Raw genomic sequence first — 16,994 nt, forward strand, 5'->3', positions numbered from 1 at the left:
AAAACCCCAAGAATAAACTTGAGGTTATATTTTATAATATAGCATTCAAGAAAATATTACATATTTTTAAAAATAGTATGCATCAAACGCTTCTTATCGTTAATACTTTCCTCTAATGAAATCATTGTTTCTGTTCTGTAAACACCTTCGATATCATCAATCATGAAGATAACTTCTTTTGCGTGCTTAGTATCTTTTGCTCTAATTTTGCAAAAAATATTGAATTTTCCTGTCGTTACAGAAGCTACTGTTACGAATGGAATTTGATTGATTCGCTCTAATACAAATTTAGTTTGAGATGTATTATTAAGGAATACACCCACATAAGCAATAAATGAATACCCTAATTTATCATAGTCTAAGGCTAGTGAAGATCCCATAATGATACCGGCATCCTCCATCTTTTTTACTCTAACATGTACTGTTCCAGCAGATATCAATAGTTTTTTTGCAATGTCAGTAAACGGAACTCTCGTATTGTCTATTAACATATCTAAAATCTGGTGATCTACTTCATCTAAACGAAATTTACTCATAATTCTTTAATTAATATTACTAATTGCTATTACAAAGTATAAAAATATATATAAAAAACAACAAATTCACATAAAAATTAACTTTTTATCAACCCGTTAACAAATTTAATATTTTTATTTAAATAAAAATCTGCTTTTTGATTCAATTTCGGAAAGTTATCATAGTCATCAGAATAAATTGCTCCTTGTGCATCATATTCATAGTGACCAAAATAATTTTCTAATTCTCCTGCTTCAATGATGTAAGCATTAAAGTGAATCTTATTTTCAATCAATTCTTCTTTGTATTGTGCGACAAAATTCGTAATAATTTCGATACCATCATAATTTATTTTGATATTTTTATACATAAAATCATAAAAAACCACTTTATTTTGTGAAATATTCAAATAATCACTAATTCTATTATCAACTAAATCGTTTTCGGAGATGAGTTTAAACGCCGTAATTAGTGAGAAAAATATTAACTTTCGTGTAATTTCCCTATTATAATCGCCTGCATAGTGTCCTGCTTCAAATAATATTGTTGGTGCTCCCAAAAATTGAAAAGTATCCCCAATACAATTAATATTAAAAGAATCATCAAAACGTCCTATTTGACCAGGAATGTATTTTTGCAATTCATCATTAATTCCTGCAATCAAATTTATAGCCGTTAATCTATTTTCATTAATTTCTCTTTCTTCATTATATGATGGTGCTAAAAATGAGACTGTTGCAGGTTTTCCTGTTTCCCCTGCGCCAAATATAGTACGCTGATCATGCAGATTAAAGCAGAAATGAGGCTTAAATGTTTCAAATACTTCTCTTAAAACATTGCTTTCAGGCTGAGTCAAATTCTGTGAATCACGGTTCAAGTCAACTTTATTGGCATTTTCACGGGTATATAACTTCGCTCCGTCTGGATTTAGTATAGGAATGCTGTAAAAAGTAAAAGTACTAAGCATTTTTTGAGCAAACTCTGATCGGTTATTAAGTACATTAATGAAATCAAAAAGCGCTTTTGTCGTTGTACTTTCATTTCCGTGCATTTGAGACCAAAGATAAACGCGTGTTTTTCCTGTACCAATTTGGTAACTATATATAGGTGCGCCTAAAACTGATCTGCCTATTACTGAAACTTGATTATCTGTATTTAATTTGTTTAATAAAGGTTCTATGTGGTCTAAAGTTAGATAGCGACCTGAGATGGATTCTTCTTTGTTCTGGTTAAATAATTCTTCTAAATTCATTGTCTTTTGATTTGTTTACAAAAGTAAACATCTTTATTTTTACAATTGTAAACTGTTGAAAATTGAGATAATTCAGATTTGTAAACATTGTTTGTTGTTATTTGAGAAAAGTTTTAAATAGTTGAATTGACAATTGTTATAAATCAACATGTAAACAACTAAGTATTTTATAATCAATTAATTAAATACAATAATATAAAGTTTTTATTGTATTTAAAAACAATCATTCAAATGTTTTATAACTGTAAAATAGCTATGTTAATTCTTTTTTGTTACATTTGTGAATTACATATTTTTAAAAATAATTTACAATGGTAAACATCGATGATTTTGTAAAAAGGCTTGAAATTATATTGGATTATTACGGTATAAACGCCTCTTCATTTGCTGATAAAATTGGAGTTCAACGCTCAAGTATGTCTCATCTCCTATCTGGCAGAAACAAGCCAAGCCTTGATTTTGTCATGAAAATCCTTGAAGTTTTTCCAGATGTTGATTTATATTGGTTACTGAATGGAAAAGGAAATTTCCCGAAAAGTAATGAAGAATCAACTTTACAATTTGGAGTTATCTCAGAAATTGAAAAAAACATCGCCCCTACTTCATCAAACGAAAATTTTAATACCATCGATTTATTTTCTGAAATCAATCCTGAAAAAGAAAATGTAGAAACCAAAAATATATCTTCAATAAAAAATACAATTTTCAATCCGAATGAAGACGAAATCGAAAAAATCATCTTTTTTTATAAAAATGGTAAATTCAAGACCTATGTACCATGATTCAAAAATTTCGCGTATTTGAAAATTTTTAAAATTATTTTTCGTTTAAGCAATTCTCACGTATTTAAAAAAACATCCAAATTTTAGACTTGGAGCCCGTTTTCAGGAATTTTTCCAAGGACACCTTTGTAATGTTCTTTTAAAATTTCCCAATCGGCTTCATAGTTACCTGTTGGATAAAAAGGTTTCCCTAAATTAACTTCTTTCTTTCCCCAGTCAAAAGCGACAGGAACAATTGGGACATTTGCTTTAAGCGCAATATAATAAAAACCAGTTTTCAGTTCTGTAACTCCTTTTCGGGTTCCTTCTGGAGCAACGGCTAAACGAAAAGTTTCTTTGCGATCAAAAATCGCCGCAATCGAATCAACTTTATTCAATCCACCAGAACGATCAAGTGGTTCACCTCCAACATTTCTAAAATAATAACCAAATGGAAATTTAAACAATTCCTTCTTTCCAACCCAATTCATTTGCAGTCCTGAAATTCCACGTGTTAAAAGCCCAATGTAAAAATCGTGATTGCTGGTATGAGGCATAACCATCAGAATGCATTTTTTGACCTCTGCATTTTCAACTCCCCTTATTTTCCAGCCCATTAGCTTATAAAAGATGAATTTGTACAACTGTTTTTTCATTAAAATTTTTATTATTTCTGCAAAAATAACAGATTTAAAATGTATTTTTGGGTAAAAGCCTTATAAAATGATTCAAAAGTTATTCAGTTATTTAATTCCAATTAAAATATTCAAAAAAAAATCGGTTCGAAGCAAAACAATTGAAGTTACTTGGGCAAATGGCGAATTGGTTTTAGATTCTGAAAACACAAATTATTCTTATGGAAGCCTACAGCGTATATTGAGGTATGGCTTGCGGAATATTGGTTACGATACTATTTTAAAAATGGATCATATTTTGGTTTTGGGAGTTGCTGGCGGCAGCGTTATAAAAACTTTAGTAGATGAAATTGATTATAAAGGAAAAATAACCGGAGTTGAAATTGATCCCGAAATGATTCAGATTGCGAATCAATATTTTAATTTAAATAAAATTGAGCAGCTGGAATTGATTATTGATGATGCATTTGAATTTGTTTTAAAAACAAAAGATCAATACGATTTAATTATAATTGATATTTTTGAAGATATCAAAATGCCAAATTTCCTGTTTGAACGTTTTTTCAGTGAACGTGTTTGTTCTCTGTTAAAAGATGAGGGTTTCGTGCTTTTCAATACCATGATTTTAGACGAAGCACATAATGTGAGAAATAGGAAGTACATTTCAGAAATAAACACTAAATTGTTTTCCTCAAAAATGCTTCCCCGCATTGAGGTTCACAATGAGTTAATTATTATAAAAAAAGTAGCTTAATTTTTATTTTTATGAAACCCCTTTCTGCCATTTTAAATGCCTTGCCGCCTACTAAAATTATCGATTCAAGTATTGATTTTTCAAAGTATTTACCTTTGGATTTATCTGCCAATAATGAAGAATTATTGGATATTCGGCCAGAAAATGCTGCCGAATTTGAAATTTTTATTTCAGATTATTTATTAAGAAACAATGCTGAAGTTGCTTTTGGCGGTTATATTGAGGGTCGTACATTATATAAAAGGAGCACCATTTTTAGAAATGATTCTATTCCGGAACGCAATATTCATATTGGTCTTGATTTATGGACAAAAGTAGGAACAACTGTTCTGGCTGCTCTGGATGGAAAAGTTCACAGTTTTAAAAACAATGTGGGATTGGGCGATTATGGTCCGACTATAATTTTGGAACATGAAATTCAAAATGAAAAATTTTATACTTTATATGGACATTTGTCGTTAGAAAGTTTAGAGGGATTAAGTGTAGGGAAATCTTTTAAAAAAGGAGAACAAATTGCAACTCTTGGAAATGCAGCTGTAAATGGTGACTATGCACCGCATGTCCACTTTCAGATTATCAAAGATATCGAAGATTTCTGGGGAGATTATCCTGGAGTCTGCAATTCAAATGATCTCAATTTTTATATAGAGAACTGCCCCGACCCTAACTTATTATTAAAAATAACATAAATAGTTATGAAGAAAGCAGGATTGATTATATGTTTGTTGTTACTTATTGGATGTAAATCAAAAACAGTCAGCAGAGATACTGACGATTTGAAAATTAAGAAAGTTGCAGTTTCAGAAATTAATTCGAACCAGCAAAAAAAAGCGTACGAATTAGGCAAACGTGTATTAGAAACCTGCAATACTTCTAAATTTAAACCATTTAATGAAACAGAAGTTACCAAGTCAGTTATGGAAAATACAACTGAAGAGCGACTGACTAAAACCTGCACAAGATTTAGACAGTATTATGGTAATTTTATTGATTTGAAATTAGACGGCGTTTATAAAAGCAAGCAGGAAGTCATTTACCGCTATCATGCTTTGTACTCCAAAAAAGTAGCCAACAAGGAACTCAGGATTTTTGTTGATGAAAACAATTTGATTTCGGCCATAAAATCAATGGATTGGGATGAAAAATTTGACGCTAAAATAAACGAATAATAAAGGAAAATATATGGCTTTAAAATTACCGCTTTTCTTATTGCTTTTATTGGCAAACTTTGTAAACGCTCAGGAAACTATAAGTATAAAAGGTTCAAAACCTTATCCGGCAACACAGAATTATATTTTTATTTGCGAAAAATATGCTTTCTCCGGAGAAACTAATGTTCAGATTGCAAAAACAGAAAAAGGAGGTGTTTTAAAATTAACTATTGCAACAGCAAATGAACAGGCCCGAATTTCTGGTGGTGTTTATGTTGATCTGGCTAATGGTGATGTAATTCCTTGCGTCGACAAAAATGTAAAAGAAAGTGCCGACGGAAAAACAACTGCCTATTATTACTTTACTCCGGCAGAAATGATCAAACTAAAAAAAACAGATATTCAAGCAATCCGCTTTATAATTGCGGGCGGTTCAAATTCTTTTGGTAATCAAACTGGATATTTTACAGCTGTAAACAGAAGCTCTTATTTTTCAACTGTCTACGATAAATCGAAAAAGACTTTTGATACTGCTAAAGAAATTAGCGTTTTATAAAGAAAAAACTTAAGATAATAATCTTATATTTATACTTTAATTAAAATCTACATGAACGCCAACGAAAATTTAATTACGAAATTCTATACTGCTTTTGCAAACGCCGATGCCAAAACAATGAGCGAATGCTATCATCCAAAAGTCCATTTTATTGATCCTGCTTTCGGATTATTAAAAGAAGAGCAAGTTTCAAAAATGTGGGAAATGCTACTTTTAAAAAGTAAAGGCAATATTAAAATTGAATTTTCAAATATCAAAGCCGATGACTTTTCTGGATCTGCTCGGTGGGTGGCTACTTACAATTTCAGCAAAACCAACAGAAATGTAGTTAATACTATTTCTGCAGAGTTCGTATTTCAAGACGGTCTTATTATTAAGCACACTGATAATTTTGACGTTTGGAAATGGTCAAAACAAGCCTTTGGTATTACTGGGCTTTTATTAGGCTGGACAGGTTTTTTTCATAAAAAAATTCAAGAGCAAGCTTTGCTATCACTTAAAAAGTTTCAGCAAGCCAAATAATCTTCTTAACCTGAATATTCAAAATTCAGATTAACTGGATATTAATAACGTTTCTTAAAATTACAGAAACTGCGAGCAGATAAAGATTTTAATTATTTTGTTTCTATTTATTATTAAGTTAATCATGTTATAATTTTGAATAACCATGAAAGAAGTTATACACAAAAAATTAAATCAGTTGCAGGCAACCGCCATTTGTGGCAATGACATTAGCTCTTCTTGTCTGTATGTTTCAGCGCTTACGATTTTATATGCCGGACAATATGCTTGGATTTCTCTACTAATTGTTGCAGTTGTTTTATTTTTATTCCGAAAAATTTATGGTGAAGTTGTTGGTGCAATTCCTTTAAACGGAGGTGCTTACAATGTGTTATTAAACACTTCTACAAAACGGCTAGCATCTGTTGCTGCAACATTAACCGTTTTATCTTATATGGCAACTGCAGTAATTTCGGCTTCCGAAGGTATGCATTATTTGCACGGAATTTTTGAAAGCCTAAACATTACCATTGCAACTGTCATTATTTTAATTTTATTTACCTGTCTGGCAATTTTAGGAATTGGTGAATCGGCATTCGTTGCTGTCATCATTTTTATTACACATATTACGACTTTGACTTTGCTAGTTTTGGCGTCTGTTTGGTTTTTGCTTTTTAATGGATTGGAAACTTTCCATATAAATTGGCAAACTCCTCTTGCAACGGGAAGTATAAAAACGGCTCTTTTTCTAGGATTTTCTGCTGCAATGCTTGGAATTTCAGGTTTTGAAAGTTCTGCGAATTTTGTCGAAGAACAAGAACAAGGGATTTTTCCAAAAACACTTCGCAATATGTGGGCAATTGTCAGTTTTTTTAATCCAGTAATTGCCATTTTATTGATTAGCGTAATTCCGCTAACCGAAGTTGGTGAAAATAAAGAATCTCTTTTGGCACATTTGGGAGAAACAACCGGCGGATCTTGGCTGGCTTGGCTTATTTCTATCGACGCCGTTTTGGTTTTATGCGGAGCTGTACTAACTTCATTTGTGGGTGTTTCAGGATTATTAAACCGAATGACATTAGACAGAATTTTGCCCAATTATTTCCTAAAACAAAATAAAAGAGGTTCGCATTATCGAATTGTAATTAGCTTTTTAATTCTTTGTATTTCAGTGCTTTTTGCTACAAAAGGACATTTAGAATCACTAGCAGGAGTTTATACTTTTTCGTTTTTGGCAGTAATGGCACTCTTCGGAATCGGGAATTTATTGTTGAAATTCAAACGCAGAAAACTTCCCAGACCTGAACGCGCTCGAGGAATTGCGGTTGTAACAGCAGTTATTTTTGTAATTGCCGCCTTTATCGGAAATATGGAATTAAACATTAATTCGTTTTATACCTTTTTAAAATATATGATTCCTTCCTTAATTTTTATCGGAATCATGCTCAATCGCGTCATTCTGATTAAGCTTTTGATCGAAGCGCTCGAATATTTTTATCAGCCTCTACGCCGTATGGTGATTTTGAGCAACCGCTATCTTCAAAATTTAAGCATCAAAATTAATTCACAAGAATTTGTTTTCTTTACTAAAGGCGATGATATAGCAATTTTGAATAAAGTTTTGCAGTATGTAGAAAATAATGAAACTACTAAAAAGCTAAAAATAGTTCATGTCAAAAAAGAGGAAGAAAGTAATAATGCTTTGAAAAAAGATCTTGAAGTTTTAGATCGAGCGTACGACGATATAGACATCGAATATTTGGAAATAAAAGGAGAATTTGGCCCCGAAATGATTGATGAACTTTCTAAAAAATGGAATATTCCCAAAAACTTTATGTTTATTGCTTCTCCAGGAAATAAATTTTCTTACCGGGTTTCAGATCTCGGGGGAGTTCGATTGATAATGTAATCATAATTTTAAAGAGCAGAAAAATCTGTTTTCAATTCATGCATAGTCCCGCTATCCACTACAATCTTTTGTAAAAGGATTTTCGTTTCTATCGGGGCTAAACGAGAAATTTCATTTTCATGAGAAACAACAAACTCATTTATATAACAAAAACCCGATAGGTACTAAAACCTGTCGGGTCTACTTTATTAAACTTTGCTTACTTCTCGTAAATGTTAGATCCCTATAGCTATCGGGATTGCGGTTAAAAAATCTTAAGATTTAAACCAGCTTTCTACCAATTCATCTTCAAATGAAGTAGCATTTTTATGAATAAATTCGTTTGTATTTTTATTATAAGAATAATCCAAAGCCCAAGTTTCATGGTTTTCAGCTAATTCTTTAATGCTTTTGCAGACATAAGCAATTTCTTCATCTGTCGTAGTCGGATGAATTGACATTCTGATCCATCCTGGTTTTTTAATCAAATCACCAATGGTGATTTCATTAACCAGTTTATTAGAAGTTTCCTGATCAACATGCAATAAAAAATGTCCATAAGTTCCGGCACAACTACATCCTCCACGAGTTTGAATTCCGAAAAGGTCATTCAATAATTTTACACCTAAATTGAAATGAAGATTTTCAATAAAAAATGAAACTACACCTAACCTGTCTTTATGCTGTCCTGCTAAAATCTTGATATTTTCAACTGGTTCTAATTCGCCAAAAACATAATCAACAATTTCGTGCTCGCGCTGCAAAATGTTTTCAATTCCCATTTCTTCCTTTAGTTCAATTGCAAGAGCTGTTTTTATAACTTGCAAAAATCCCGGAGTTCCACCGTCTTCACGATCTTCGATATTATCAATATATTTATGTTCGCCCCAAGGATTTGTCCAGCTTACAGTTCCTCCGCCAGGACAATCAGGAATCATGTTATTATATAATTTTTTATTGAAAATCAAAACACCCGAAGTTCCAGGTCCGCCCAAAAATTTATGCGGAGAAAAGAAAATAGCATCTAAATACGCTTCAGGATCTGCAGGATGCATATCTATTTCTACATAAGGTCCTGAACAGGCAAAATCAACAAAGCATACTCCATAATATTGGTGCATTAATTTTGCAGCCTCATGAAAAGGAGTTTTTAATCCTGTAACATTTGAGCATGAAGTAATCGAAGCAATTTTAATTGTTCTGTCTTTGTATTTTTCTAAAAGTTCTTCCAAATGCTCAAGACTGAAAAGCCCTTTTTCACAAGATGGAATAATTTCAACGTCGGCAATTGTCTCTAACCAAGAAGTTTGGTTGGAATGGTGCTCCATATGAGAGATAAAAACGATCGGTTTTTTCTCAGCCGGAACAGTCGTGCAGCTTTTAAGGTTTTCAGGAATTTTCAATCCTAAAATACGCTGAAATTTATTGATAACGCCAGTCATTCCAGTACCATCGGTAATTAAAACATCATCCTGATTAGCATTTGCATGACGCTTGATAATATGTCTGGCATGATGATATGCTTTTGTCATGGCAGTACCTGACACAGTAGTTTCAGTATGAGTATTCGCAACAAAAGGCCCAAATTGATTCAAAAGTTTCTCTTCTATAGGGCGATATAACCTTCCGCTGGCAGTCCAATCAGTATAAATGATTTGTTTTTTGCCATAAGGCGAAGTAAATTCTTGATTTATGCCAACAATATTTTTACGAAAATCCTGAAAATAAGTTTCTAGAGTGATGGTACTATTTTTGCTATTCATTACAGTGAGAGTTTGAATGCAAATATAAAGGCTTTTTTATAAAATTGCGAATTTATCAATTGTAAACTTCAAACATTACATAACCGTTTAGTATATTTAACTAAATACGCATTATTTTAGTAATTTATCATAATATTCTATCGGATTAATGGGGCAATAGAAACTTAAACAATACAAATTCTATGGGAAATTTAGCAACAGCCACTTTTGGTGGAGGATGTTTTTGGTGTATTGAAGCTGTAATTCAGCGTTTAAATGGAGTAAAATCTTTAAAATCAGGATATTCTGGTGGTTTTATTAAGAATCCACCCTATCGAGAAGTATGTACTGGCAGAACAGGACATGCTGAAGTCATACAAGTTAGTTTTGATCCTCACATAATTTCATATCACGATTTGATTTTTATATTTATGACAAGCCACGATCCTACAACGCTGAATCGTCAAGGTGCAGATGTTGGAACTCAATATCGTTCGATTGTCTTATATCATGATTTGGAACAAAAAGAAATTGCAGAAAAAGTATTTCAGGAAGTTAAACCTTTTTACGAAGATCCAATTGTTACAGAATTGACTCCTTTTGAAGTGTTTTATGAAGCAGAAGAAGATCATCAAAACTATTACAACAACAATCAGGATGCACGTTACTGTCAGATTGTAATTGATCCAAAAGTGCAGAAACTGAAAAAAATGTATGCCGACAGATTAATTTAATTTTTAGCCACAGCTCTTATTAGGATTTCTTATTTTAAAACTGAATCATTTTAATCCTGGCAATCTGTGGCAAAATAAATCCACAATGAAAAATCTTAAAATAAATAATCGATTTACTGCCGAATTACCTGCTGATCCAGATTTCACAAACGAAGTTCGTCAGGTAAAAAATACTTTATTTTCGTTTGTAAATCCAACAAAACCTTCAAATCCGAAACTGATTCATGCTTCAAAAGAAGTAGCTGAATTGGTTGGAATTTCTGAAGATGAAATTAATTCTGAAAACTTTTTAAATGTTTTTTCAGGAAAAGAAATTCTTTCTGATACACAGCCGTATGCGATGTGTTATGCGGGACATCAATTTGGAAATTGGGCTGGACAGTTGGGCGACGGTCGCGCCATCAATTTGACCGAAATTGAAAATAATAATCAATTTTACACACTTCAGTTAAAAGGTGCCGGAAAAACTCCATATTCCAGAACTGCTGATGGTTTAGCCGTTTTACGTTCTTCAATAAGGGAATATTTATGTGCAGAAGCAATGTACAATCTTGGCGTTCCAACTACCCGATCGCTTTCTTTGATTCTTTCTGGCGATCAGGTTTTACGTGATATTTTATATAACGGAAATCCTGCGTATGAAAAAGGTGCTGTCGTTTGCCGCGTTGCGCCATCTTTTATCCGATTTGGAAGTTTTGAAATGCTTACTTCTCGAAATGAGCTGAAAAATTTAAAGCAGTTTGTAGAATTTACAATCAAACATTATTTTCCGGAAATAAGCGGTGAGCCAAAAGAACAATATTTGCAATTTTTCAAAAAAGTTGCAGATACAACGCGTGAAATGATTTTGCACTGGCAGCGTGTTGGTTTTGTGCATGGTGTTATGAATACCGATAATATGTCGATTCATGGAATCACAATTGATTACGGTCCATATGGCTGGCTTGAAAATTATGATCCAAACTGGACGCCAAATACAACCGACAGCCAAAATAGAAGATACCGTTTTGGCAATCAACCTAGCGTTGCACAATGGAATTTATTTCAATTAGCCAACGCACTTTATCCGTTGATTAATGAAGCAGCACCATTAGAAAAGATATTGGAATCATTTATAAATGATTTCAATTCTGATTATAAAACAATGTTTTTAAGTAAATTAGGGTTGTTTACTTCAACTGAAACTGACGATCAGTTAATTGCCGACTTAGAAAATATTTTGCAATTGACAGAAACCGATATGACAATCTTTTTTAGAAATTTAAGTTCTGTTGAAAAATCAGATTTTGCTCCACAAGCAATTGAAAAGATCAATTTTTCTTTTTATAAACCAGAAGAAGTTTCAGGAGAAATTTCAGAAATCTGGACAAAATGGTTTTCTTCTTATTTGGAAAGACTGCAAACGGAAACATTGTCAGATGAAGAGCGTTCTCAAAAAATGAATTTCATTAATCCAAAATATGTACTTCGAAATTATATGGCACAACTTGCTATTGATGCTGCTGAAAAAGAAGATTATTCATTAATTGACGAGCTTTTTACGCTCTTACAACAACCATATGATGAACAACCACAATATGAAAAATGGTTTGCAAAACGACCAGATTGGGCTAGATCTAAAGTAGGCTGCTCCATGTTATCTTGTAGTTCTTAAGCTTTTATTAGCGACGAATTCACGAATTATTTTTTTTTTTTTGAAATTAATTCGTGAATTCGTCGCTAAAACTATTTTGAAATGATATAATCCACAATCATTTTGGCATGGATTCTTGAGTTTTCAATAAACCATTTATGCGTTTGCATTCCGCCACAAACAACGCCTGCGAGAAATAATCCTTCCACATTCGTTTCCATAGTTTCCGAATTATATGACGGAATTTTTAATTCATCATCAGAAAGCTGAATTCCAATATTTTCAAGAAAATTCAAATTAGGTTTATAACCTGTTAAGGCTAATACAAAGTCATTCTCAATTGTAATTTTTCCTTGAGGAGTTTCAATTTCAACTTTGTCTTCTTTTATTTCTGTAATATTCGATGCAAAATAAGCTTTAATGCTTCCTTCTGCAATTCGATTTTCAATATCAGGTTTAACCCAATATTTCACTCTGCTGTTGATTTCATTTTTGCGAATGACCATCGTTACATTTGCACCTTTACGCCAACATTCCAATGCTGCATCGACAGATGAATTATTTGCGCCAACTACCAAAACATTTCTAAAAGCGTATTCATGCGCTTCTTTATAATAATGACGTACTTTTGGCAACTCCTCCCCTTTTACATTCATTGTAATTGGAATATCATAAAATCCTGTCGCGATAATTACATTTTTAGACTTATAAAAGTTCTTGTTTGTTTTAATTTCAAAAAGACCATTTTCATTTTTCTGAATTCCAGTTACTTCTTCAAACAGATTTATGGTGAAATTAAAATAACGATGAATATTTCTATAATATTCCAAAGCTTCCTGACGCCCAGGTTTCGGTGCCAGACAATTGAACGGAATATCGCCAATTTCTAATCTCTCGGCAGTTGAGAAAAAAGTCATATACAGTGGATAATTGAAAATACTGTTTACAATTGCCCCTTTTTCAATAATTAAATATTGCAAGTTTTTCTTTTGAGCTTCAATTGCGCAGGCTAGACCAATTGGCCCGCCTCCAACAATAATCAAATCATAATCTGTCATAAATGAATTATTTTTCCCAGTCCTTAAATGGATTTTTGCTCAAATAAGCGTTGTAATATCTTTCGTCACTGGTAACTTCTTCTCCCAGCCAATCTGGTTTTTCGAAAGCCTCTGTTTCTGATTTCAATTCTATTTCGGCCATAATCAAGCCTTCGTTTTCACCATAAAATTCATCGACTTCAAAAACATGGTCTCCAGATTTAATTTCGAAACGCGTTTTTTCTATTTTTCCCTTTTCGCATAATTTAAACAATTCCAGTGCTTCTTCCAGCGGAATTTCATTTTCCCACTCAAAACGTGTCATTCCTCCTTGATGTCCAATACCTTTTATTGTCAAAAATCCTCTGTCTCCTTTAATTCGCACACGAACTGTTCTTTCAGGAATTGAGCTTAAATAACCCTGAGCAATTTTATTTTGAGTAAAAGCCTGTTCTTTAAAATCTTCTGATTTCACAAGAAACTTTCTTTCAATTTCAACCATTTTAACTTCAATTAATTTTACTCAAATTTACTCAATTTAATCCAGTCACGAAGTTGTAAAAAATTATAATCGCATTTTTATTTTTATAATATCATTTAGCATCACATATCAAATTAACTGATTGTTAATACATTAAGATTTATATTTTAGCTAAATTTGATATACCCTAAAAAACTGTTGTTGTTTTCAAGTTAAGCTTTAATTTTTACGCCCCAAATACAATACGTTTTCAATCCAAAAGAAAGTTTTAAGCAGATCAAAATTTCAGCAGTAGATTTTATCATTTTAAAATATCTAATCATGAATATATTGTGTTTTTTAATCCCGGCACTAGTAGGTCTGATTTTTGGGATATTTGGTTACCTACTAGGAAAAAGTAGCTCTAAAAAAGATATTACACTTGCCATATCTTTACAAGAAGAGTTAGACGTTTGCAAAGCAACTGTGAAGAATTTGAACAAAAAAATAAGTATTCTTGATGCAGAATTAGAGTCTAAAACTAAAAGTAATTTAGTAAAAAATGAACCTCTATATTTGTTTGATAAAGAAAAAGCCTCGAATATTTTAGGAAAAAAAATCACAGAAAATGATTTAAAAATTGTTGAAGGAATTGGGCCTAAAATCGAAGCACTGTTTAATGCAGCAGAAATTAATACATGGCAAGATTTATCGAAAACATCTACTGAAAAACTGCAGGCAATTTTAGATGCTAGTGGCGAAAATTATGCAATGCACAATCCAAGTACTTGGCCAAAGCAAGCTTTAATGGCTTATCAGGGCAAATGGCAAGAATTGAAAGACTGGCAAGCTAATTTGTTAGGAGGAAAAGAGTGAGAAAAAGTAACAAAGTTGCAAAGTAGCAAAGTAACAGAGTAACAGAGTGACAAAGTACCAAATCAAATTTAATCTTTGAACCTTTGTCACTCTGTTACTTTGTATCTATTTCAAAAAGATCCCATTTTTTTGAAACATTGTACCATAATTGTCCCTCTGAAACTTCTAGTGGACAATCAAAATTGTTGGTGTAAAGTGCGCCAGTTCCTAATCCCTGAGGCAATTTTGAATTTTGAACAAAAGTCCATTGTGCGATGGCATTTAGACCAATATTGCTTTCTAATGCTGATGTAATCCACCAGCCAATTTTGTACTTATCAGCCAGATCAATCCATTCTTTTGTTCCTCTGAAACCTCCAATAAAACTTGGTTTCAAAATAATGTATTGCGGTTTGATTTCTTGTAATAGTTTCTCTTTATCTTCAAACGAAAAGACACCAATCAATTCTTCATCTAATGCAATTGGAAATGGTGTTACTTTGCATAAATTATGCATCGCTTGAATATTGCCTTTTCTGATAGGTTGCTCAATACTATGCAATTGAAATTCATTTAGTTGATTCAGTTTATCTAAAGCTTCATTTAATAAAAAAGCACCATTTGCATCAACTCTAATTTCGATTTGTTCAGCCGAAAAATGGGTTCTAATAAATTGCAATAAATCTAATTCCCGTTGAAAGTCTATTGCTCCAATTTTAAGTTTTATGCACTTAAAACCATTCGCTAATTTGTCTTCGATTTGCTCTTTCATGAAAGGTGCTTCACCCATCCAAACCAAACCGTTTATCTCAATCGATTTTGAATTATTGGTAAAATCAGAAGGGAACAATAAATACGGATTTTCACTTTTTAAAGATAAAAAAGCCATTTCCACTCCAAATTGAATAGAAGGAAATTCTAATAAAGCTTCCCAAAGTGCTGTTTCACCCAAATGAATATTTTGGCAAACCCACTGCAGTTTTTCTTCATAATCGTAGCGATCATCGGCACTTAAACCACGTAAAATACCGCACTCGCCTATTCCTTTTTTATCATTTTCTTCTAAAACGATAAACCATGTTTCTTTCTCGGTCATAATCCCTCGCGACGTTCCGGATGGACGTTTAAACTCGAGCATGTATTTGTGGTAGGTAGCGTTCATTTTTTTAAGGTGCTAAGAAGCTAAGGTTCTAAAGGACTGAGGTAAAAGATGCTGAAAAAACTTAGCATCTTAGCAGCTTAGTAGCTCAGAGTCTTTAATTATAAAGTTTTAGAATTTTATCGAAATCTTTTGATGGCAGACCTGCTTTTTGGAAAATAGCAAAATCTGATTTTGTTTTGTCTTTCCAACTTAAACTATCTGTGACATTTTGATCTTGATATTTTTTATAGATTGCTTTTGCATCACTATAATTATTGTTCACCAAATACAAATGTGCCAGATTTAATTTGACTAGTAATTCAGTACTGTCTAGTTTTTCACCTTCTTGTAAAAACTTTTGTGCTTTCTCATATTGTTTTGTCAAAATATAGCAATAACCAATTGAACTGTAATCTAATGCGGTAGCTTTTCCTTCACTAATTATAGTATTTAATTTAGGAATTGCTTCATTGTATTTTTGTTGTTTAATTAATAGGGAAGCCTGTTTTCTAAGGTCGTTAAAAACATTTTTAGAAATATCAGCATCTTTATAGCAAGCACTTCCAAAGTCTTTATAAACTTTGTTTTTTTCTATCGGAAGCAACTTTTGAAATTCATTATAGCGATATTGCTTCATGATTTTATCTAAAATACAAACGCAAAAATCATCAGAATTGGCCATTTTTTGTGCCATTGTTGATGTTTTGCACAAACTGATGATTTCATTTTTGTTATCCTGATTCCAACCACGATTTAATTTTGTATCAACCCAAGGCACAACTTCTAAAACAACTTTTTGATTTAAAAGCCAGTTCTTACTATGAAATCCAAACCAAATTGTGCTTACATTTTGCCCCAAGCAAGTAGATTTATCAAGCGATAACCTTTTCGCATCCTTGCTTAAAGGTTCTTCTTGAGCATAACAAGCTTTGTCTGTTTTTCCGTCGTCAATGTATTTTTTTGCATTTTCTGCAGATGTAAATAAGGCGTAAGTACAAGTATCATCTCCTGAAATTTTGGACATTATAAATACCGCTCCAGCCGAGCCCTGACTCACACCAGTTGGATCTGGAATTGCTTTTAATACCGAAACCAAACTGTTTGCCATTTGTTGGTTTTCATCCAAAAGTGTGATTCGGTATACAATTTCAGTGGTTCCAACGGGAAGATCTTCTGTTTTTATTGTGATTCGGTCACGAGCAGAAACAATTATTTCTTTTGTTGTTGCGCGTTCTTTATCCCAATAACCATCTTTTTGTGCAAAAGCGTTAAAAGAAAAAGTAATTAATATTGATAGAATTATTTTTTTGAAAGTCATATTGAATGATTGTTTTTTGCCAAGAATTACACCAATTTCTCTACTTTTTTATTTGTAGTT

General features: G+C 32.2%; 18 protein-coding genes. 10 read left to right on the plus strand and 8 right to left on the minus strand.

Annotated features, from left to right (window positions below; genetic code table 11):
• Positions 1-56: 56 nt before the first annotated feature.
• Both ACWA1B_RS14195 and ACWA1B_RS14200 read right to left on the minus strand, forming a co-directional pair.
• Entirely contained in the window at positions 57-536 is a 480-nt protein-coding gene (locus ACWA1B_RS14195) for an Lrp/AsnC family transcriptional regulator (protein ID WP_007805990.1), read from the minus strand.
• 77 nt (positions 537-613) lie between these two features.
• Entirely contained in the window at positions 614-1,768 is a 1,155-nt protein-coding gene (locus ACWA1B_RS14200) for a M14 family metallopeptidase (protein ID WP_456907948.1), read from the minus strand.
• 311 nt (positions 1,769-2,079) lie between these two features.
• Here ACWA1B_RS14200 and ACWA1B_RS14205 point away from each other — a divergent pair, with 311 nt between their 5' ends.
• Positions 2,080-2,550, plus strand: a complete 471-nt coding sequence (locus tag ACWA1B_RS14205; RefSeq protein ID WP_456907950.1) for a helix-turn-helix domain-containing protein — start codon at positions 2,080-2,082, stop codon at positions 2,548-2,550.
• A gap of 83 nt (positions 2,551-2,633) precedes the next feature.
• Here the strand turns inward: ACWA1B_RS14205 and ACWA1B_RS14210 are convergent, their stop codons facing one another.
• The gene (locus tag ACWA1B_RS14210) at positions 2,634-3,185 is read right to left on the minus strand and encodes a 1-acyl-sn-glycerol-3-phosphate acyltransferase (RefSeq protein WP_456907952.1); all 552 of its coding nucleotides are present in this window, start codon (positions 3,183-3,185) and stop codon (positions 2,634-2,636) included.
• 67 nt (positions 3,186-3,252) lie between these two features.
• Between ACWA1B_RS14210 and ACWA1B_RS14215 the strand changes: the two genes are divergently transcribed.
• The 6 genes from ACWA1B_RS14215 (at position 3,253) to ACWA1B_RS14240 (ending at position 8,035) form a co-directional block, all read left to right on the plus strand.
• Complete coding sequence (locus tag ACWA1B_RS14215) at positions 3,253-3,918, plus strand: spermidine synthase (protein WP_456907954.1); 666 nt, start codon at positions 3,253-3,255, stop codon at positions 3,916-3,918.
• Between the two features lie 11 nt (positions 3,919-3,929).
• Positions 3,930-4,607, plus strand: coding sequence for a peptidoglycan DD-metalloendopeptidase family protein (locus tag ACWA1B_RS14220; RefSeq protein WP_456907956.1), 678 nt, complete (start codon positions 3,930-3,932; stop codon positions 4,605-4,607).
• 6 nt (positions 4,608-4,613) lie between these two features.
• On the plus strand, positions 4,614-5,087 hold the full coding sequence (locus ACWA1B_RS14225) for a hypothetical protein (protein WP_456907958.1): 474 nt from the start codon (positions 4,614-4,616) through the stop codon (positions 5,085-5,087).
• A 13-nt stretch (positions 5,088-5,100) separates the two neighbouring features.
• Entirely contained in the window at positions 5,101-5,625 is a 525-nt protein-coding gene (locus ACWA1B_RS14230; RefSeq protein ID WP_456907960.1) for a hypothetical protein, read from the plus strand.
• Between the two features lie 51 nt (positions 5,626-5,676).
• Entirely contained in the window at positions 5,677-6,147 is a 471-nt protein-coding gene (locus ACWA1B_RS14235; RefSeq protein ID WP_456907962.1) for a nuclear transport factor 2 family protein, read from the plus strand.
• Between the two features lie 145 nt (positions 6,148-6,292).
• Positions 6,293-8,035 carry an APC family permease gene (locus ACWA1B_RS14240; protein WP_456907964.1) on the plus strand — a complete coding sequence of 581 codons (1,743 nt, stop codon included), beginning with the start codon at positions 6,293-6,295 and terminating at the stop codon, positions 8,033-8,035.
• Between the two features lie 254 nt (positions 8,036-8,289).
• Here ACWA1B_RS14240 and ACWA1B_RS14245 read toward each other — a convergent pair whose 3' ends face one another.
• Positions 8,290-9,777, minus strand: a complete 1,488-nt coding sequence (locus ACWA1B_RS14245; protein ID WP_456907966.1) for an aminotransferase class V-fold PLP-dependent enzyme — start codon at positions 9,775-9,777, stop codon at positions 8,290-8,292.
• A gap of 182 nt (positions 9,778-9,959) precedes the next feature.
• Between ACWA1B_RS14245 and msrA the strand changes: the two genes are divergently transcribed.
• Positions 9,960-10,490 carry a peptide-methionine (S)-S-oxide reductase MsrA gene (msrA, locus tag ACWA1B_RS14250; RefSeq protein ID WP_456907968.1) on the plus strand — a complete coding sequence of 177 codons (531 nt, stop codon included), beginning with the start codon at positions 9,960-9,962 and terminating at the stop codon, positions 10,488-10,490.
• 85 nt (positions 10,491-10,575) lie between these two features.
• Positions 10,576-12,144, plus strand: a complete 1,569-nt coding sequence (locus ACWA1B_RS14255; RefSeq protein ID WP_456907970.1) for a protein adenylyltransferase SelO — start codon at positions 10,576-10,578, stop codon at positions 12,142-12,144.
• A gap of 71 nt (positions 12,145-12,215) precedes the next feature.
• Here the strand turns inward: ACWA1B_RS14255 and ACWA1B_RS14260 are convergent, their stop codons facing one another.
• Positions 12,216-13,181 (minus strand): YpdA family putative bacillithiol disulfide reductase, encoded by a 966-nt coding sequence (locus ACWA1B_RS14260; RefSeq protein WP_456907972.1) that lies wholly within the window; start codon positions 13,179-13,181, stop codon positions 12,216-12,218.
• Between the two features lie 7 nt (positions 13,182-13,188).
• Complete coding sequence (locus ACWA1B_RS14265) at positions 13,189-13,662, minus strand: CYTH domain-containing protein (RefSeq protein ID WP_456907974.1); 474 nt, start codon at positions 13,660-13,662, stop codon at positions 13,189-13,191.
• Between the two features lie 300 nt (positions 13,663-13,962).
• Here ACWA1B_RS14265 and ACWA1B_RS14270 point away from each other — a divergent pair, with 300 nt between their 5' ends.
• Positions 13,963-14,496: a hypothetical protein gene (locus ACWA1B_RS14270; protein ID WP_456907976.1), complete on the plus strand. Its 534-nt coding sequence runs from the start codon at positions 13,963-13,965 to the stop codon at positions 14,494-14,496.
• Between the two features lie 94 nt (positions 14,497-14,590).
• Here ACWA1B_RS14270 and ACWA1B_RS14275 read toward each other — a convergent pair whose 3' ends face one another.
• Both ACWA1B_RS14275 and ACWA1B_RS14280 read right to left on the minus strand, forming a co-directional pair.
• The gene (locus ACWA1B_RS14275; RefSeq protein ID WP_456907978.1) at positions 14,591-15,637 is read right to left on the minus strand and encodes an o-succinylbenzoate synthase; all 1,047 of its coding nucleotides are present in this window, start codon (positions 15,635-15,637) and stop codon (positions 14,591-14,593) included.
• A gap of 94 nt (positions 15,638-15,731) precedes the next feature.
• A complete protein-coding gene (locus ACWA1B_RS14280) occupies positions 15,732-16,934 on the minus strand; it encodes a tetratricopeptide repeat protein (RefSeq protein WP_456907980.1) in 1,203 nt (400 codons plus the stop codon).
• Positions 16,935-16,994: the final 60 nt, after the last annotated feature.

The organism is Flavobacterium xizangense, assembly GCF_054075145.1.